Source organism: Streptomyces sp. NPDC059499 (genome assembly GCF_042749285.1).
Taxonomy (GTDB): domain Bacteria; phylum Actinomycetota; class Actinomycetes; order Streptomycetales; family Streptomycetaceae; genus Streptomyces.
Genome location: NZ_JBHYTT010000028.1, coordinates 43,628 through 59,691, shown reverse-complemented (window position 1 = coordinate 59,691; position 16,064 = coordinate 43,628). Strand labels below are relative to the sequence as shown.

The following is a 16,064-nucleotide window of genomic DNA, read 5'->3' as shown; positions in this document are numbered from 1 at the left end:
CCCCGATCTTCGACCTCGTCGACTACGGCGTCGTCGGCGACCTCTTCAACGTCGTCCCCCAGCTCACCGACGAGGTCAAGACCCGCAAGGGCTGACCCGCCACAAGCAGTACTGCCGAGGGCCCGTGGTGATCGTCACCACGGGCCCTCGCCGCGTGCACGTGAGGAAACCCGAGGGGCACCGGAGCGCCCGGCCCAGGCCCTCGTCCGTACGGGCGCCGGGGCCGGGGTTCCGCCGACCGTGACATGGGCGCATCTGTCTAGGCTGTCAGTCGTGCAGAACGAGCTCACCCACGAAGGCAGCACTTTCATCAACTTTCGGAACTACACGTTCCTGGATTCGAGGTCACACGCCTTCAGGTGGGTCGATATCAAGCGTCTGCGGTCCCCCGGGAGGGCCGACGGAGATGCGGAGCTGCTTGCCGCACTCATCGAGCATGAACAGTTTCGGGACGACTACGCCGGCGGTGGAGTGCTGCCTGCGGGACTCCGGCACGGCCCGTACTGGGTGAGGGCGGTGAGCCCCGAGGTGTACGAAGTCATCGGGCGGGAGGAGGGTGACCGGATCCTGTGGGCGTGGGCGAACCAGTTCGAGGACGTTCCCGCCGACCTTGCGACGGATCTGCAGCGGGAGGTGTTCGACCGCCTGGCCGCGGCCGAGCAGATCTACTACCTGAGGAAGCTCGGCGACGAGGCGCTCCATGACTGGGGCGGTGTGCACAGCGACTTCCACGAGTTTGTGCTCATCAACCGGTCGGAAGGCCAGGTCGTACTGCTCGTCGCGACCGACGACTGATCCATCCGTCGGAGGGAGGCAGTTCCGTTGTGAGCCGGTCGTCCGCGACAAAGCGACCGCGCTGGTCACCGCCCTGGACAAGCGGCTGTGACCAGCACGTCCGCAACACGCCCTACAGGGACTGCATCTCGTAGGTGCCGGACAGCGCCTCGACCTGGGACCAGACGCGGGCGCCGCGCTCGGGGTCGGCGACGGGACGGCGTAGGGCGGCCAGGGCCCAGGAGGCCTGCGCGTCGGTGGTGGCGGCCTTGCCGTACAGCTCGGTGGCGTAGGCGGAGAAGTCGCGGATCAGCACGTCGAAGATCTCCTCCAGCACGTCGGCGTCCAGGCCGGTCAGCTCGGCCTGCTCCAGCACCAGCTGGCCGTAGACCACCAGGGCGAACAGGTGGCCGATGACGAGCGAGAAGTCGAGGTCCTGCTGCTGGGCCCGGTCGGGAGCGTGCTGGGACAGCAGCTCGCACAGAGCGTCTGCCTGCTCCCTGAAGCGGGCCACGTTGGGCCGGTCGGCGTGCGCGTCATAGGCGGTGCGCCAGTCGTGGAAGCGGATGGCGCCCAGACCGCGCGCCGGTCCCTGCTGGAAGAGGAAGGTGTCGTCCGCCGCGTCGAGACGGGTGGGCACGGGCGCGTACTCGGCGGGATCGAACAGGTAGTTGGGCATGAACTTCTGGATCAGGGCGAGGTTGACGTGGACCGTGCCCTCCAGCTTGGGCAGGCCACGGATGTCCCGGGCCGCCTTGTCGAAGTAGGTGTCCTTCTCGAACCCCTTGGCGGCGATGACGTCCCACATCAGGTCGATGACCTTCTCGCCCTCGGTGGTGACCTTCATCTTGGTCATCGGGTTGAAGAGGAGGTAGCGGCGGTCGTCGGGGCCGGCGGAGCGGAAGTAGTCGACAGCTCGGCCGCTGAAGAGCTTCATGGCGACCAGCCGGATGTACGCGTCGGTGAACTCCCGGCGCACGTGCGGGAAGGCCGTGACCGGCTTGCCGTACAGGATGCGGTTGTGGGCGTGGGTGACGGCCTCGTACATGGCGTGTTCGCAGATGCCGATGGAGGCGGCGCACAGGTTGAACTTGCCGATGTTGATCGTGTTGAGGGCGGCGTCGAAGGCGGCCTTCCCTGTGTGCATCACGTCCTCGGCGCCCACCGGGTAGTCCTCCAGGCGGAACTCGCTGACGAACATCTGCGAGTTCACCACGTTCTTCACCAGGTGGTAGTCGGGGTGGCGACTGTCCGCGGCGAAGAATACGTAGCCGTCGGGGCCCTCGATGTCGGAGCGGCGGCCGAAGACGGAGACGAGGCCGGCGACGTTGCCGTTGCCGATGTAGTACTTGGAGCCGTTGGCGAGGAAGCCGCCCTTGCCGTCCGGGGTGAGGACCAGGTCCGTCTGGTAGATGTCGGCGCCGTGGCCCTTCTCGGACAGACCGAAGGCCATGACATGCCCTTCGGAGAGCAGCTGGGCCGCGCGGGCGTGCGCCTGGGGGTTCTCGCTCTGCCACACCGGGCCGAGGCCGAGGATGGTGACCTGCCAGGTGTACCAGTAGTTCAGGCCGTAGAAGCCGAGAATCTCGTTGAGGGCGGCGTTGCGGGCGGTGTCCCAGCGCTTGTTCCCGTCGTCCGACGCGCTGGCGGACGGGGTGAGGAAGGCGGCGAAGAGGCCCTCCTTGGCGGCGAACTCCAGGAAGTCCGCGTACCAGGTGCGGTCGATGTAGTCGCTGAGGAGCGCCTTCTTGCCACGCGTCTCGAACCAGTCGATCGTGGCCCTCAGCAGGCGGCGGGTCTCCGGGTCGAAGTGCGCAGGATCGTACGTGCGCGGGTTGAAGAGCAGTTCGCTGGGCATGGAAGGGTCCCTTCTGGGGCCTACAGGTTGCAAGGTCAGCCGATGATCCGGCGAAGGGTCGCGAGGACGTCGTCGAGCCAGGCGAGGTACATGCGCTCGTACTCGATGCCACCGCGCAGCACGACGTGCTGCAGCGACTGGCCCGCGTCCTGCGTCTCGGGGTCGGGGAAGTCACGGCGCTCCCCGGCCAGGTAGCGCTCCAGCATGGCGGTGTGGATCTCCCGGTGCCGCTCCACCTCGGCGAGAAGTCCGGCCCTGCCCTGAGGATCGTCGAAGGCGGCACCCCGGATCTTCACGGCCAGCTCCTGCCGAACCGACTCGGACTCGACAGGTGTCCTCAGCCAGGCGGTGAGCACGGCCCGTCCGGGGCCGGCCACCGCGTACACCTTCTTGTCCGGTCGGCCGTGCTGGGCCACCTCCTCGACGGCGACCCAGCCGTCGGACTCCATGCGCTTGAGCACCCGGTAGATCTGCTGGTGGCTGGCGCTCCAGAATCGACCGATGGTTCGGTCGAAGCGGTTCGCCAGCTCGTAGCCGGAACCGGGCAGCTCCAACAGGGACACCAGGATCGCGTGCTCAAGGGCCATACGGCGAGTCTGCTACGCAACTAGTTGCATAGCAACAGACCGCGGCCACGTGCGACACACCTCACTCCACGGCGATGGCGACCCGCCGTGACCGGTCGACCGACCCCGGCGGCTGCCCGTTCCCCCACGCACTGCTGGACGGCCCGGCACTACAGCACGACCTGGGTGCGGGCGGCGCAGCGACTCCGCGAGGGCCACCGAGCGGTGTGCCGCTACGCCCGGCAGACGTCCTCGGCAGCGGCGGAGTGACCGCCGCCTCGCGCCGACACCAACTCCATCCGGGCTTCTGGCGTCGGCAGTTGACGCGTGGGAGCCACGACGGCGGGCTGTCTGCGGCCCGGTTTCGCCATCCCGCAGGGAACCCTTCGCCCCAAGGGGGCCGCACCCATGAACACCGGTCCCGTCGGCCCGAAGGCGACCGGATACAGTGCGCGGGACGGCAGCCCGGCCTGTGAGGGGAAGCGTGACCGACTCCAGCAACACCCGATCCGCCGACAGTGAGGCGCAAGCGCCGCGGCAGAGTCGACTACACCGCCTGATGCGCTACCTCCCCCTGATCGCCCCCGTCCTGCTGTGGGCGGTGCCCTGCTGGGTACTCCTGTACGGCGGCCAGCACTGGCCGCTGCCGGTCACGCTCGCCGGCACCGCCCTGTTCGCCCTCGGTCTCGTCGGTATGCCGCTCGCGATGATGCGCGGCCACGGCCGGCGCCAGCAGGACCGGGCGGCGATCATCGGTGACACCCTCCTGGGTACCAGCTGGGTCCTGTTCACCTGGTCCGTTCTGCTCGGCGTCCTCCTGCGGCTCGCCCTGACCGTGGCCGGCGTCGAGGAGGGCCAGGACCGGGCTCGAATCGTCACGTGGGCCGTCCTCGGCACAACCGCCGTACTACTCGCCTGGGGATACGCCGAAGCCCGCCGCGTGCCGCGCGTGCGCCGACTCGACGTGCAACTCCCCCGGCTGGGTGCTGGGTTGGACGGACTCCGCGTCGTCCTCATCACCGACACCCACTACGGTCCCCTCGATCGCACTCGCTGGTCGGCACAGGTGTGCGAGAAGGTGAACACCCTGGAGGCCGACCTGGTCTGCCACACGGGTGACATCGCGGACGGTACGGCCGAACGCCGCCGCTCGCAGGCCGCCCCACTCGGAACCGTGCGGGCCACCCGAGCCCGTGTGTACGTCACCGGAAACCACGAGTACTACAGCGAGGCCCAGGGCTGGGTCGACCTGATGGACGAGCTGGGCTGGGAGCCGCTACGCAACCGCCATCTGCTGCTCGACCGCGGAGGCGACACTCTCGTGGTCGCCGGGGTGGATGACGTCACCGCCGAGTCCTCCGGCCTGGCCGGACACCGCGCCCACCTCGCCGGAGCCTTGGACGGCGCCGACCCCGACCTACCCGTCCTGCTCCTGGCACACCAGCCCAAGTTCATCGACCGGGCGGCAGCCGACGGCGTCGACCTCCAGCTCTCCGGCCACACCCACGGCGGCCAGATCTGGCCCTTCCACCACCTGGTCCGCATCGACCAGCCCGCCCTCGCCGGCCTCAGCCACCACGGCGCCCGCACCCTCCTCTACACCAGCCGCGGCACCGGCTTCTGGGGCCCGCCGTTCCGCGTCTTCGCCCCCAGCGAGATCACCCTGCTCGTACTCCGCTCCCCGGACCGGCCCACCTCGCTGTAGCACTCGACGGGCCGACGCATCCGCTTGGAGCGGTGCACGCTCCGAGGGTTGCTCTGTCGAGGGATGGCCGGGCCCGTCCTGCTGTGGGCAAGATCCGGGTCGATGGCTCCAACGAGCCATACGTGGCTACGTTTTGGGCAGGTCAGCGACGCGTGATGCCTCTACCTCATGGACCCGATCCAGGAACCGTCCACACAGAGGGCAAAGAATCAGGCCAGTCCGTTCCAGCCCCACCGGGGCGTGGGCCCGGGGTCACCGACGTCGGTGCCCGCCGGATCAGCTGACACCTCGCGGGCGATCTTGGTGCCCCAGTCGAAGTATTCAATGACACGGGACCGCAGCAATTCGTCGTCCGGGAGTTCCTTCTCGACAGCACCTGTCATCAGCTCCATCCAGCGCAGGCGCTGCTCCTCGGTGATCGACAGGCCGAGGTGGGAGCGCAGCAGAGCCTGGTGGCCGCCGAGTTCGTCAGTGAACCCGGTCGGGCCGCCGAAGACCTCGGCGAGCCACACGGCGACGTGCTCGGTATGGGTGCGGCTGAAGTTGGCGAAGACAGGGGCGAGCACAGGATCCGCCAGGACAGCGTCATAGAAGGTGTTGCTCAGGCGGCGGAGCGCATCAAGACCGCCGATGGCCTCGACCAGAGGTTTCGTGTTGTCGGTCATTCCGCCTCTTCCGGGGTGGATGTCACGGTGGACTGCTTGTGGTGCTTCATTTCCACGAGTCTCTTCGCATTCAACCCGCCGAGCGACTCGATTGCGAGCATTGGCCGGGCGTATCTTCCGGACGGAGCACCAGGCACCGCCTCTCGGAACTGCTTACCTGAGCGTGGTATTGGGCAAAGAAGCGTGCGTCAAACTCCCGTCAGAACACGATCAAGTGCCGCCCGGCCTGCAGGCCCCCAGTTCGGCTTGCCGCCTGGAAGCCCCCGATCTCCGTTCTGCCCCATGAGCATCAGGAAGAGGCTCTTCATAGCGGCCAGCCCGCGGGCACGCCGGATCGCCGCCCCGTCTGCATTCGCGTACATGTCGAAGAACCGTGAGGCCTTGCCCGAGGGCAGCAGCACCCATGCGGCGGCAAGGTCCCACGCCGGATCGCCGGCGAACATGTCACCGAAATCGATGATGCCCGAGAGCGTTCCGTCCGAGACAACGACGTTCGCGGGATGGAGGTCGCCGTGCACCCACACCCGCGGGCCCTCCCACGCGTGGGCCGCGACGGCATCGTCCCAGACGGCCCGGACATCGGCAGCGATGTCGTCGGGGACAACGGCCTGGAGGAAGTACTCGAAACCGTCCGTGCAGTTCTTGGGATGGGCACCGCGGTCCGTAGCGATCGGCGCCTCGGCGGGCGCCTCCACATGGAGCGCCCGAAGGAAGCCGGCCAGCGTGTCGGCCGCGTGGTCACCGCGGCTGATCGAGCCGTGGTCCAGCGGCTCGCCGGGAACCCACGTCATCACGGTCCAGTGCTTGGGGAAGCGCTCGGACGGTTCGCCGAACCGCACCGGCGCCGGCACCGGGAGCGGCAGGCGCGGGCCCAGCAACGGTAGCCACCGCCGCTCCTTGAGCTGGAACTCCGGGGTGCGGTCCATGCGCTGCATGCGCACGGCCAACTCGTCCCCGAGACGCCACATTTGGTTGCCCCAGCCGCCCGCCACCTCGCGAATGGCCAGCCCTGCAAGGTCTGGATGTTGCTCCTCCAGCAGGTCGCGGACCAGGTCTGCGGTGATCTCGATCTCGGTGTCGGTCATGCGAAGTCACAGTACTGAGGTGGCGGACGGAGCCGGATCTCGCTCGCCGGAACATCGTGTTCTGATCGCTCTGGCATCACCAATTCGGTTTCAGAAAGCTGCGGATCGGAGGCTCGGGACAGACCGGCCCCAAGTTCGGAGAAGCCTGCGTCCAGTGCTGCCCCTACTACTTGTAGATCCGGGCCCAGATGCCACGCTTGCAGACACGGGTGTGGTTCCTCCCGTGCCGCGCGGCGCCCACGTAACGTCAGGCGGCCTGGTTGACGTGGCGGACCAGCCACATCAGCAGTGCGTCCAGATCGGCGGCGGCCGAGAGGACCCGGTCGACTGCCTCGGAGGTGTGCAGCCACTCCTCGCAGCCGAGGGAACGGGCGGCGATCAGCGAACGGTGGCGCAGCAGGTTTGCACGGGAGTGATTCGTCGGGTAGCCGCGTGGGAGACGTTTCATCACGTCCCCGGAGATTTCGTAGCCCTTCTTCCGCACCTCCTCGACGATGGCGGACAGTTCGCGGCCGCTCCCCTCGGAGGCCACGGCTTTGCGGAACATGTCCACCTGGCCGGGATCGGGGTACCACCAGGCACCCTGGATCCGCAGGCCGTCCAGGTCGAACCGGAGACCGATCTCGATCTTGCGGCCGAGCCGGATCACCGCGCTCTGGTGCTGCCACCACCAGGAGTCGGTGCGGTAGTGCCAGACGGAGAAGTCCTCGTACCGAGGGTCGGTGTCCGCGACCTCGTTGAGCAGGGCGATCATCGGCTGCCGGACCAGGCGCTCGCGGTCCGCGCGACAGAGCTCGCGGGTCGCCTGGGACGGTTCGCCCTGGAGCTGCCACAACACGTCCATGGCCTGCTCCGGCCATCCGGTGAACTGTGTGCGCATGCGGGCAGGTTAACTCACCCATGGTCCGCGCACGGAGAGCGCCGACCGACACCGTGGCCCCCTTCGCCACGAGGCGCTCGTCGTCGCCCCGCTCGAGGGCTTGAGCGCTACGAGCCGGATGGCGTAGGCGTTGACCGCCTGGATCGGATGCCACCTCCGCGCGGATGGCATCCGACTGGCCGGGCGCCGGAACCAGCTACGCGCTCTGGGTCAGCAGACCGGCATCGATGACCTCAGCGATAAGGGTGGCGCCGCGGCTGTTCTGGTGGATGTGGTCGGTCGTGAGCACGAGACCTCGCCGCCGCGAGATCGTGTCGAGGCTGCGGCGCAGCACTGCGTGCTGGACGAGGACGCCGACGACCGCTGCGGGCGTCACCTCCCGGTACGAAATCGGCGGCGGGTCCGCTTGGCGCAGTTCCTCGACCTGGCGTTCGTGGAGCGGGAGGTAGGCCACCTCGTTGGTGGCGGCGACCTCGGCGATCATCCGGCTGTACGCCTGCGATGCCTGTGCCGCTGCTCCGTCGAGTTGTTGGCCGAGTACCGGTAGCGACAGCAGACCGATCGTCGCGTCGGTCTCCGCTCGCAGCCGTGCGACGACGGCTCCCAGGCACTGTTGGAACCAGCCAGCCGACGGGCGATCGGGGAGCTGTTTGCGCTTCATGGCCTGCTCGACGGGGTAGCCGGCCAGGCTCGCTCGGGCGTCGTTGGTCCCGATCAACACGGTGATCACATCGGGTGGGTTCGTGACGACAGCATCGAGGCGTTGCAAGAGGTTGTAGGCGAAGTCGCCGTTGGCTCCGAAGCGGGCAAGCTGCACGTCACCGGGAGGGTGGCGTCGTCCGAGAAGATCGAGGTAGTCGACGCTGAACTGCGCGCGGGTGAGGCTGTCGCCGAGGCACACGATGCGTGTCGTCACGGCGCTTCCTCCGGGCTGGGCGTGCCGACGCGTTCGGTCGGGCGGGTGTCGGTCCGAGGACGGTGGTCGGTGCCGAGGGTCGCGGTGATGGCCAGGATGGACGTCGGCCCCTCCATGTCGACCACGTGCCATACCCCGGCCGGGTTGATGGTGGCCTCGCCCGGCCCGAGCAGAACGCGGTCGGGTACCCCGTCCACGTCGCGGGTGACCGTCACGGACCCGCTGAGGCAAACGACCAGTTCGTCGCCTGCAGGGTGGACCTCCCCATGGTCGCCGGGCCCGTCGCCGTCGAAGATCATCACCATCCGGCCCTCGGCGCCGTCTGCCGCGACCGCGGCGCTGTAGGCCTGGAGCACCTCCGGGTCCCAGGTGAAGCCCTCGACGGGTTTCGCTCTCGATCCCAGTGCGAGGTGCACGGGGGTGGTCCGCAGGTCCATGGCATTGCGTTCGTGGTTGACGAGTCTCATGCCGACGATCGTCCACGACAGCGATCGGGCGGTCTTGAAGAAAAGGGAAGGGAAGCCGACGCGAAGGGCAGGCGGTTGGCGGCTACCCGGCTCCGAGGAGGACTTCGCTGCGACGCCAGGCGGTCGGCGATCGGCCCGTGAACTCGCGCCAGTCCCGGACGAGATGGGCCTGGTCGGAGTAGCCGGAGACGGTTGCCACATCGCCCCACGGGAGCGGGTCGTGCGCCGCCGCCAGTTCGTGCGCGTGCTCGAAGCGCAAGACTCGGGCGAAGGTCTTCGGCGACAGGCCCACCTCACCGCGAAACCGCTCGGTGAGGTACCGACGGCTCCAGCCGAGTTCCGCGGCGACCGCACCAATCTGGACGCAACCCCGCGCGGCAACGAGGCGGCGCCACGCCTCGGCCACCTCGGGGCGCCCCCCGCGCACATGGTGGCCGCAGGCGTCACGGCCGACAGCGCGGAGGAGTAATTCGTCCAGCGCGGTGAACCGCGCCGCCCATGTCGTCGCCGCTCGGAGCCGGTCGACCAGCTCGACGGCAAGCGCTCCGAGAAGCTCGTCAAGGGGGACCAGCCGGTGGGCGAGCTCGGCGGGCGGCATGCCGTAGATGGCCCGGGCCCCCAGCGGTGTCAGCGATACCTGAACACCTTTTTGGCGTCCGTTGTGGTGGATCGCGACGGACCGACACATCAGACCGCCGGCCACGCTGCCGAATCGGGTGACCGGTGACCCGTCGTCAACGCCCGCCGCCACCTCCAAAGGATCTGACAGGCTGATCACCGCAGTGAGCGCGCGGCTCGGCGGGCCGCAGTGCACCCCCGTCGGGAGCCCGCGGAGGTCGAAGCCGACATACGAGTCGACGTACTGCCGCAAGACGGGCGCCGGACGTGCACCGATCCCGGTGGCCGTGTGGTCCTCCATTTTCGTCAGTGTACGAGCCGCCCAGCCCAGGAGGACTGAATCACCGCTGATTGCGGCTGGTGACGCGGTTCTTACCGGCACGTCGGCCGTGAGTTCAGCGTGACTGAGGTGCTTTCACTGGGAACCCACGGCGCCTTTGGCAGGCAGGCATGGAAGTGCGGTGGGTCCGTTGCCGATGAATCGGCAGGTCCTTCACCGCTGGGATCACTCGGCGCGCTGTCCGACGCGGAGAACGCTCAGGTATCGGCGTGATGCTCGGTCGCCCATCCGCGTGCGGATGCGCTCGGCGATTGCGTCGAGCAGGGGCTCACGGACGTCGCGGTCGAGCCTCCGGTACAGCGACAACGAGCGAAGGTGATCGGCAAAGCCGTCCCCGTCGAACCACTGAACGGTCGGGTACCAGCGCACGATCGTTGAGCCGAACAATCCGCCGGGATCTTCGACCAGTCCCCAGCCCTCGTCGGTGGTGCGCACGTCGTCCTCCATGGGCGGATGACCCCAGTCGGGGTTCCCGGGGCAGAACCGCTCGTGGAGATCGGCTGTCTCGGCATACACCTCCGGCTCTCCCATTCGGCGGACAACGACGTTGCCGAGCAGTGCCATCCAGCCTGCGGGATGGAGCACGTCGTGCGCTCGCTGCCAGCCGATCGACGGGTCGACCCAGTGCCACGACGACGCAGCCACAAGGACATCGAAGCGTCGACCGCGGTCGTCCCACTCCTCAAACATCGACGTCTCGACTTCGACGTTGCCGAAGGTGGCGATCCGCTGGCGAGCGAGTGCGGCCATTCCTTCGCCCGGCTCGATGGCGGTCACTGAGCATCCGAGCGTTGCCAGCGAGCGCGTCGCCTGGCCGGTACCGCAGCCCACCTCCAGCACCGACGACCTTTCGTCCATGCCGGTGACGGTGACAAGGTCCGCGAACAGTTCGTCGGGGTATCCCGGCCGGACCCGGTCGTAGAGCTCGGGCACTTCGTTGAACACTCGACCGAGGTCATGTCGATTCGGGCGCATCTGCGGATCATCAGTCACGAGCGCACAAGCTATGAGGCGCGTCCGCGGGGTGCCACTGGTTTAACGGCAGCTCCTCGACAGAAGCCGTGCCGGTCTTTTCTGTCTGATCCGCCACCACCGTTCGGCCGGGGATCGCTTCACGGGCAGCCGTCAAGAGGGCCCGTTCTCCCTTCCGACCGCATCTCGGCGGTCTGCTCGATCTGGTCGTCGAGCAGGTTTTGGGCGATGGCCGCGTAGCGGCTCGCGGCGGTGTGGGACAGGTTGAAGACCAGGGCGAGATGCAGTGGGTCGGTGCCGACGGTCAGTGACTCGTGAAGTACCCGGTCGGCGCAGATGCGTTCGAGGTAAACGCCGTGGTGCGGCAGGTGCCGTTTAAGGTATTCGGGGCTGACGGGCCCGGTTCCCAGGGCTGTCTTCGCGTTGATCAGGACGTGCCGGTTGGGGGTCTTTGGCCAGGTGGCCCGGCGCTGGTCGAGCCAGGCCAGCAGGGTCTGGTGGGGCAGTTCGCCGAGCCGTTGGCCATGTCCGGCGATGGTGATCCTACGGTTGGGCAGGTCGAGGAACGCTTCAGGAATCCCGAAGTTACGTCGCAGACGGGCAGGGCACCCGAAGGAGGAACGAGCCCCTGACCTCGGTCACTCAGCGAGGCTCAGGAGAACTCGCGGGATGTCGCACAGACCTCTCCGGTGTCGATCTCCGCGCGCTCGTCGTCGTAGCGTGCCGTGCGCAGGATGATCGGTTCGGTGCCGTCCTCGTACTGCTCGGCCTTCGCCCGCAGGCGGAAGGACGGTCCCGAGCAGCCTGGCGTCAAGGAGAACGCCCAGGAGAAGATCCCGACGGCGCGGGCGGCCGTCTCGTCCCCGAGGCGTCCTCGACGGCGGGCTCGTGCAGTCCGAATTCCGCCTGCCGCAACGGGGGCAGGGTGAGGTAATCCGAGGCGGTGATCCAGGAAGCCTCCCGGGGCCGGAGAGGGCCGGCTCCGATGCCCGCCCGAGCTGCCCGTTACGTACTCAGCGAGCGCCCCGTTGAACGGATCCTCGCCGCGCGCCATGTCGCAAGGACCGCGCAGAATCTCGTCTTCGACGCCCACGCCGAGCGCGGCCACACGGCCGGGACGTCCTGCTCGGGCCCAGCCCCGCCCCGTGCTCACTGCCAGACGCGGATCCAGTCCACGTACATCGTCGATCGGTAGTCCAGTGGCGCTGTCGTGACGTCGCCCTCGGCCCAGTCCAGAACCTCGTGGGAGAGGATCGGATACTCCTTCACCTGACTGATCAGCTTGGGGTCGGTGACGGTACGCACGACCGTGCCGTCGTACGTGAACTCCATACGTGACGCAGTCCAGTTGAGGCCGATGGTGTGGTAGTGCGTGCTGTGCAGGGCGGCGGCCGGGACGACCTGGGCGGATTGTTGGTGGTCGGCTCCATAGCCGTCGTAGTGGATGGTCGCGGCGTACTTGTCGTCGGCGTACGCGCTCTCGATCAGGTCGATCTCCGCACCGTCCTCGGCGCTGCCCTTGATGCTGCCCCAGCTGTGTGTCTGGAGCCAGACCGCACCCAAGTGCCCATTTGTGGGCGGGACATGAATGCGAGCCTCGAGGGTGCCATGGGTGTAGTCGAAGACACTGTCGGTGTCGACGCGGCCGCCCGCGTACTGGTTCGTGGCCACGTTGCGCAGGTCGATGGCGAGGTTGCCGCCGTTGTCGGGGATGACCCGGACGTTGGCCGGCTTGTACCACCAGCGGATGCCGTCGGTTCGGTCGGTCTCCGTGCGCTCTTGATCACGCACCTTCCACTTCGTGGCGTCGAGCGCCGAGCCGGTGAACTCGTCACTGAACACCAGGGTTCCTGCCGGCCCGGCGGCGGGCTGGGCCGACGCGGGGGTCGCGGTGTCCACCAGTGCGGGTGCCGCGGACGGAACGGCGTACGCGGTGGAGCCGAGCAGTGCGGCGGCCAGCGAGACAGCCGCCAGCGGGCGGAGGGTTCCGGTCATCATGACTCCCTTGTCAGAAGGCATTGGACGGGGCGGCCGTCGACCGTGCGGAAAGAGACGACGGTTCTGCCGTTCTGGATGCGGGTGGTGCAGGGCTGGTCCGCTGTCGGGTGCCAGCGGCCGTCGAGCGTGACGCGCAAGGTGTGCGGAACGCTCGGGCTGCCCAGCCAGGGGCGGGAGAACGGGCTGTAGCGGCCGGTGTATTCGCCCTTCTCGTACTGGGCGTGGTCGCGGCCCTCGTAGAGACGCAGGTCCGGGTCGCACACCGACAGGACGAGCGTCGCGCCGTCGGCGGTGTCGGACGGGGTGCGGACCAGCAGCATGCAGGGTGTGTCGACGGCCCGGACCGGCCCGTCGCCGGTGAGTGTGCGGCTCGCGTCGAAGACGGCGTACCCGGTGATGCCGGTGGACCGGTCGGTGACGATGTGCGCGGTGTCGTCGGCGCGCAGGACCGTGTACGGCGCCCGCGCCTCGTCGGCCATCGCCTCGGTGAAGTCCGCCATCGACTCGGCGGTCGCGCCGACGAGCATGGCGTACGCGTACGAGGCACCGCGTGGCGCGGTCCCGTGGCGCAGCCAGGCGGTGGCGAAGTCGCCGCGCGTCTCGGCGTCCGTGCCGTGGTGGCGCGACAGCTGGCTGGAACGGGTGAGCGCGAGGTGCTGGCCGGGCGGGAGGTAGTAGCCAAGGCCCTTGTCGTCCAGCAGCCATTGCGCGGAGGTGAGTTCACGGTGGTGCTCGTAGGGGAACGCGGTGACCGGCTCCGCGCCCACGTGGGTGGGCTCGGTGGTGGTGGCGAGGCGGGTCTGGAAGAGGGTGGTTTCCGTCTCGTGGACCTCGTCGCCGTTCTCGATGCCGGTGCCCAGCGCGACGACCCGGTTGTCGAAGAGGAAGACGGACGTACGGGCGCGATGGCTGCCGTCGTACTTGGGGTGCTCGCGCAGCCGCATCGCGAACATGCCGTTGCGGTCGTCGATGGTGTGGGCACCGGCGAACCGCTCCTCGGTGAGCATGACTTCCTCGATGGTGCCGGTGAGGTCGCCCTTCAACTGTGCCCACGGCTTGTGCAGGGTGGTTGTGCCGGGGCGGCGGTTCCAGTCGTATCCGTCGTGGCCGTAGCCGCTGTCGAGGTTGGTGACGGGGCTGCCGCGGTGCAGGACCTGGATCTGGCCGTAAGTGTTGTAGCGGCCGTACCAGTTGGAACCTTCGTAGATCTCGGTGGACCACAGGTAGCGGTTGTGGCCGCGCACGGTCACCTGCCAGTTGTCACGGCGCTGCACGGCGAGTGCGGCGTAGTTGTAGGCCCATGCGCCGGACGGCGCGCTCTCCGCGGTGACTCCGACGGCGGCGAGTCTGGCCGCGATCTTCTTCTGAGCGGTGGCGGGGGCGGCGGGCAGCAGGCGCAGGAAGGCGGCGCCGAGCTCGGGGTCGAGGTCCTTGGAGCCGTCGGGGGTGCCGGCGATGGTGAGCCATTGGAAGGGCGAGACGACGAGGCCGGTGGTGCCGATGGGATTGCGGCCGCTGAGCGAGATCGGCCAGTGGTGGGTGTTGGCGACGACGCGCATGGTGAGTACGGCCTGCTTGAGGAAGCCGTGGGCCTCGGCCGAGATCCGGAAGAGGCCACCGCTCATCACGTACACGATCGGCGCGAGCCCCACGAATCCGTCACGCGCGTAGTCGGGGAAGAACCCGACGTGGTGGAAGGTGGTGCCGTCGGTCTTGAGGCCGTCCTGGATGCCGTCGGTGGGCAGCAGATATCGGCTGAGCCAGTCGCGCAGTGCCTTCAGGTACGCGACCTGGCGGGCCTCGCCGTCCTGGAGGAGGGCTACGGCCAGCTTGCCGCGCACGGTGGTGTTGATGATGTCCGACGTGGAGCCGTGGGCGTTGCGGTGTTCGAGGCCGCGGAAGATCCGGCCGAAGCCGGTGAGCCAGGTCAGGTCGGCGCGTACGGCCTCGAACAGGCCTGCCTCCCGCAGGACGTCTCGCATCAGGTACACGGAGTCGTAGTAGCCGCGGATGTCGTAGCCGACGTGGTGGATCGTGCCGAGACAGCTCCCGTACGTCCAGCCCTGCTCACGCAGCCGCTCCACGAGCCGTACATAGAGCGCGCCGATGGCCGGCCTGTGGGCTGCGCCCGCCACGTCGTACGCCTGGGCGGTCTTCTGCATGAGGTCGGTGACGGCGCGCAGAGTGACGGCGCCGACAAAGGTCTTGAGGTCGGCGCTGATCTCCGGCGGATAGATCTGAGACTGGTACGAGAACACGGGGCGGCCGGTGAGGAGGGCGTTCGCCTGGCCCGTGAGGGTGGCGACGTAGGCATCGTCGACCTTGGGAGCGGCGGCGAGGTAGTCGGCGTGGTAGCGGGTCTTCAGGTCGCGCAGCGCGTCGGTCTCGGCCCCGGACGGGTCGGGGGCGGGGATGGTGGTGCGGGTGAGGATGCGGTCGAAGAGGTGCAGTGCCTGCCAGTGCTGCTGGTCCCAGTCGTCTCCCTCGACGCAGATCTCGGGGACCTGCGCGTCGCGGGTCGGGGCGTCGGGACGGAGCGCCACATTGAGCAGCAGCTGGTCGATCCAGAGCGTGCCGGACCTGCGGGGCGCGATGATGCGGAGGGTGTCCATGGCCGGGTGCGGGCGGCCGTGCATGTCGTACGCATAGCGCACCCAGGCGGTGCGCCAGCCGGTGAAGTCCAGGCGGAACTCGAACCAGCAGTCGGTGCGGCTCCCCCGCCCGAACTCGAAGCGCACGACGTCGTCGGTGCCGGTGGACTTCTCGTTGTGGATCCACACCGAGAAGGTGTCGACGGTGCCCTGCCACGCCTGGTCGGCGAGCGGCCTCGGCTCGTACGGGTCGGCGGACCAGGCGAGCTCGGCGTCGACGGTGATCACGGAGCGCGGGCCGTGGTCCCAGCGCAGGGAGCGCGTGCCGCAGACGGATCGCACGTCGCTGATCGCGAGTCCGGCGTCCGGGCTCGCGGTGATCTGCTGTGGGACGGCGGATTCAAGGAGGAACGCGGGCGGCCTCAGTGCCAGAGCCCGCTCCTCCAGCTCGGTGAACACGGGCGCCTCGGCGGCCCCTTCGGCAGCCTCCGCGGCGTCGACGGCCGGGGCCGCGACGAAGGGCAGGGCCACCGCACCGGTGGCGGCGGCGCCGTACGCCAGCAGTCTGCGGCGCGAAACGGGCGGAGGGGGGAGAGCGTTCATGAGCATCCTCAAGAGAGCTGGGCTGG

Annotated in this window: 15 protein-coding genes; 3 read left to right on the top strand and 12 right to left on the bottom strand. The window is 68.5% G+C overall.

Features of this window, described 5'->3' with window-relative positions:
* Positions 1-273 precede the first annotated feature (273 nt).
* The gene (locus ACFW9O_RS36035) at positions 274-795 is read left to right on the top strand and encodes a hypothetical protein (protein WP_384615331.1); all 522 of its coding nucleotides are present in this window, start codon (positions 274-276) and stop codon (positions 793-795) included.
* A 112-nt stretch (positions 796-907) separates the two neighbouring features.
* On the opposite strand, the gene ACFW9O_RS36030 is transcribed toward ACFW9O_RS36035, so the two are convergent.
* A complete protein-coding gene (locus ACFW9O_RS36030) occupies positions 908-2,632 on the bottom strand; it encodes an acyl-CoA dehydrogenase (RefSeq protein ID WP_384615330.1) in 1,725 nt (574 codons plus the stop codon).
* 35 nt (positions 2,633-2,667) lie between these two features.
* Positions 2,668-3,219, bottom strand: coding sequence for a PadR family transcriptional regulator (locus tag ACFW9O_RS36025; protein WP_384615329.1), 552 nt, complete (start codon positions 3,217-3,219; stop codon positions 2,668-2,670).
* 87 nt (positions 3,220-3,306) lie between these two features.
* On the opposite strand from ACFW9O_RS36025, the gene ACFW9O_RS36020 reads away from it, so the two are divergent.
* Both ACFW9O_RS36020 and ACFW9O_RS36015 read left to right on the top strand, forming a co-directional pair.
* Positions 3,307-3,468, top strand: coding sequence for a hypothetical protein (locus tag ACFW9O_RS36020; RefSeq protein WP_384615328.1), 162 nt, complete (start codon positions 3,307-3,309; stop codon positions 3,466-3,468).
* 214 nt (positions 3,469-3,682) lie between these two features.
* The gene (locus ACFW9O_RS36015; RefSeq protein ID WP_384615326.1) at positions 3,683-4,903 is read left to right on the top strand and encodes a metallophosphoesterase; all 1,221 of its coding nucleotides are present in this window, start codon (positions 3,683-3,685) and stop codon (positions 4,901-4,903) included.
* A gap of 209 nt (positions 4,904-5,112) precedes the next feature.
* Here ACFW9O_RS36015 and ACFW9O_RS36010 read toward each other — a convergent pair whose 3' ends face one another.
* The 10 genes from ACFW9O_RS36010 to ACFW9O_RS35965 all read right to left on the bottom strand — a co-directional run bounded on the left by ACFW9O_RS36010 (position 5,113) and on the right by ACFW9O_RS35965 (position 16,038).
* Positions 5,113-5,568 (bottom strand): group II truncated hemoglobin, encoded by a 456-nt coding sequence (locus tag ACFW9O_RS36010; RefSeq protein ID WP_384615325.1) that lies wholly within the window; start codon positions 5,566-5,568, stop codon positions 5,113-5,115.
* Between the two features lie 188 nt (positions 5,569-5,756).
* Entirely contained in the window at positions 5,757-6,653 is an 897-nt protein-coding gene (locus ACFW9O_RS36005) for a phosphotransferase (protein WP_384615323.1), read from the bottom strand.
* A gap of 247 nt (positions 6,654-6,900) precedes the next feature.
* Positions 6,901-7,533 carry a DUF2461 family protein gene (locus ACFW9O_RS36000; RefSeq protein ID WP_384615321.1) on the bottom strand — a complete coding sequence of 211 codons (633 nt, stop codon included), beginning with the start codon at positions 7,531-7,533 and terminating at the stop codon, positions 6,901-6,903.
* Between the two features lie 196 nt (positions 7,534-7,729).
* The gene (locus ACFW9O_RS35995) at positions 7,730-8,449 is read right to left on the bottom strand and encodes an SGNH/GDSL hydrolase family protein (protein ID WP_384615320.1); all 720 of its coding nucleotides are present in this window, start codon (positions 8,447-8,449) and stop codon (positions 7,730-7,732) included.
* Positions 8,446-8,916 (bottom strand): cupin domain-containing protein, encoded by a 471-nt coding sequence (locus tag ACFW9O_RS35990; protein ID WP_384615319.1) that lies wholly within the window; start codon positions 8,914-8,916, stop codon positions 8,446-8,448. The genes ACFW9O_RS35995 and ACFW9O_RS35990 overlap by 4 nt, the downstream gene beginning before the upstream one ends.
* Positions 8,917-8,998: 82 nt before the next feature.
* Positions 8,999-9,835: a helix-turn-helix domain-containing protein gene (locus ACFW9O_RS35985; protein WP_384615318.1), complete on the bottom strand. Its 837-nt coding sequence runs from the start codon at positions 9,833-9,835 to the stop codon at positions 8,999-9,001.
* 204 nt (positions 9,836-10,039) lie between these two features.
* A complete protein-coding gene (locus tag ACFW9O_RS35980; RefSeq protein ID WP_384615316.1) occupies positions 10,040-10,867 on the bottom strand; it encodes a class I SAM-dependent methyltransferase in 828 nt (275 codons plus the stop codon).
* Positions 10,868-11,498: 631 nt separating this feature from the next.
* A complete protein-coding gene (locus tag ACFW9O_RS35975) occupies positions 11,499-11,660 on the bottom strand; it encodes a hypothetical protein (protein ID WP_384615314.1) in 162 nt (53 codons plus the stop codon).
* Between the two features lie 335 nt (positions 11,661-11,995).
* On the bottom strand, positions 11,996-12,841 hold the full coding sequence (locus ACFW9O_RS35970) for a family 16 glycosylhydrolase (RefSeq protein WP_384615313.1): 846 nt from the start codon (positions 12,839-12,841) through the stop codon (positions 11,996-11,998).
* On the bottom strand, positions 12,841-16,038 hold the full coding sequence (locus tag ACFW9O_RS35965; protein ID WP_384615312.1) for a chondroitinase family polysaccharide lyase: 3,198 nt from the start codon (positions 16,036-16,038) through the stop codon (positions 12,841-12,843). The genes ACFW9O_RS35970 and ACFW9O_RS35965 overlap by 1 nt, the downstream gene beginning before the upstream one ends.
* Positions 16,039-16,064: the final 26 nt, after the last annotated feature.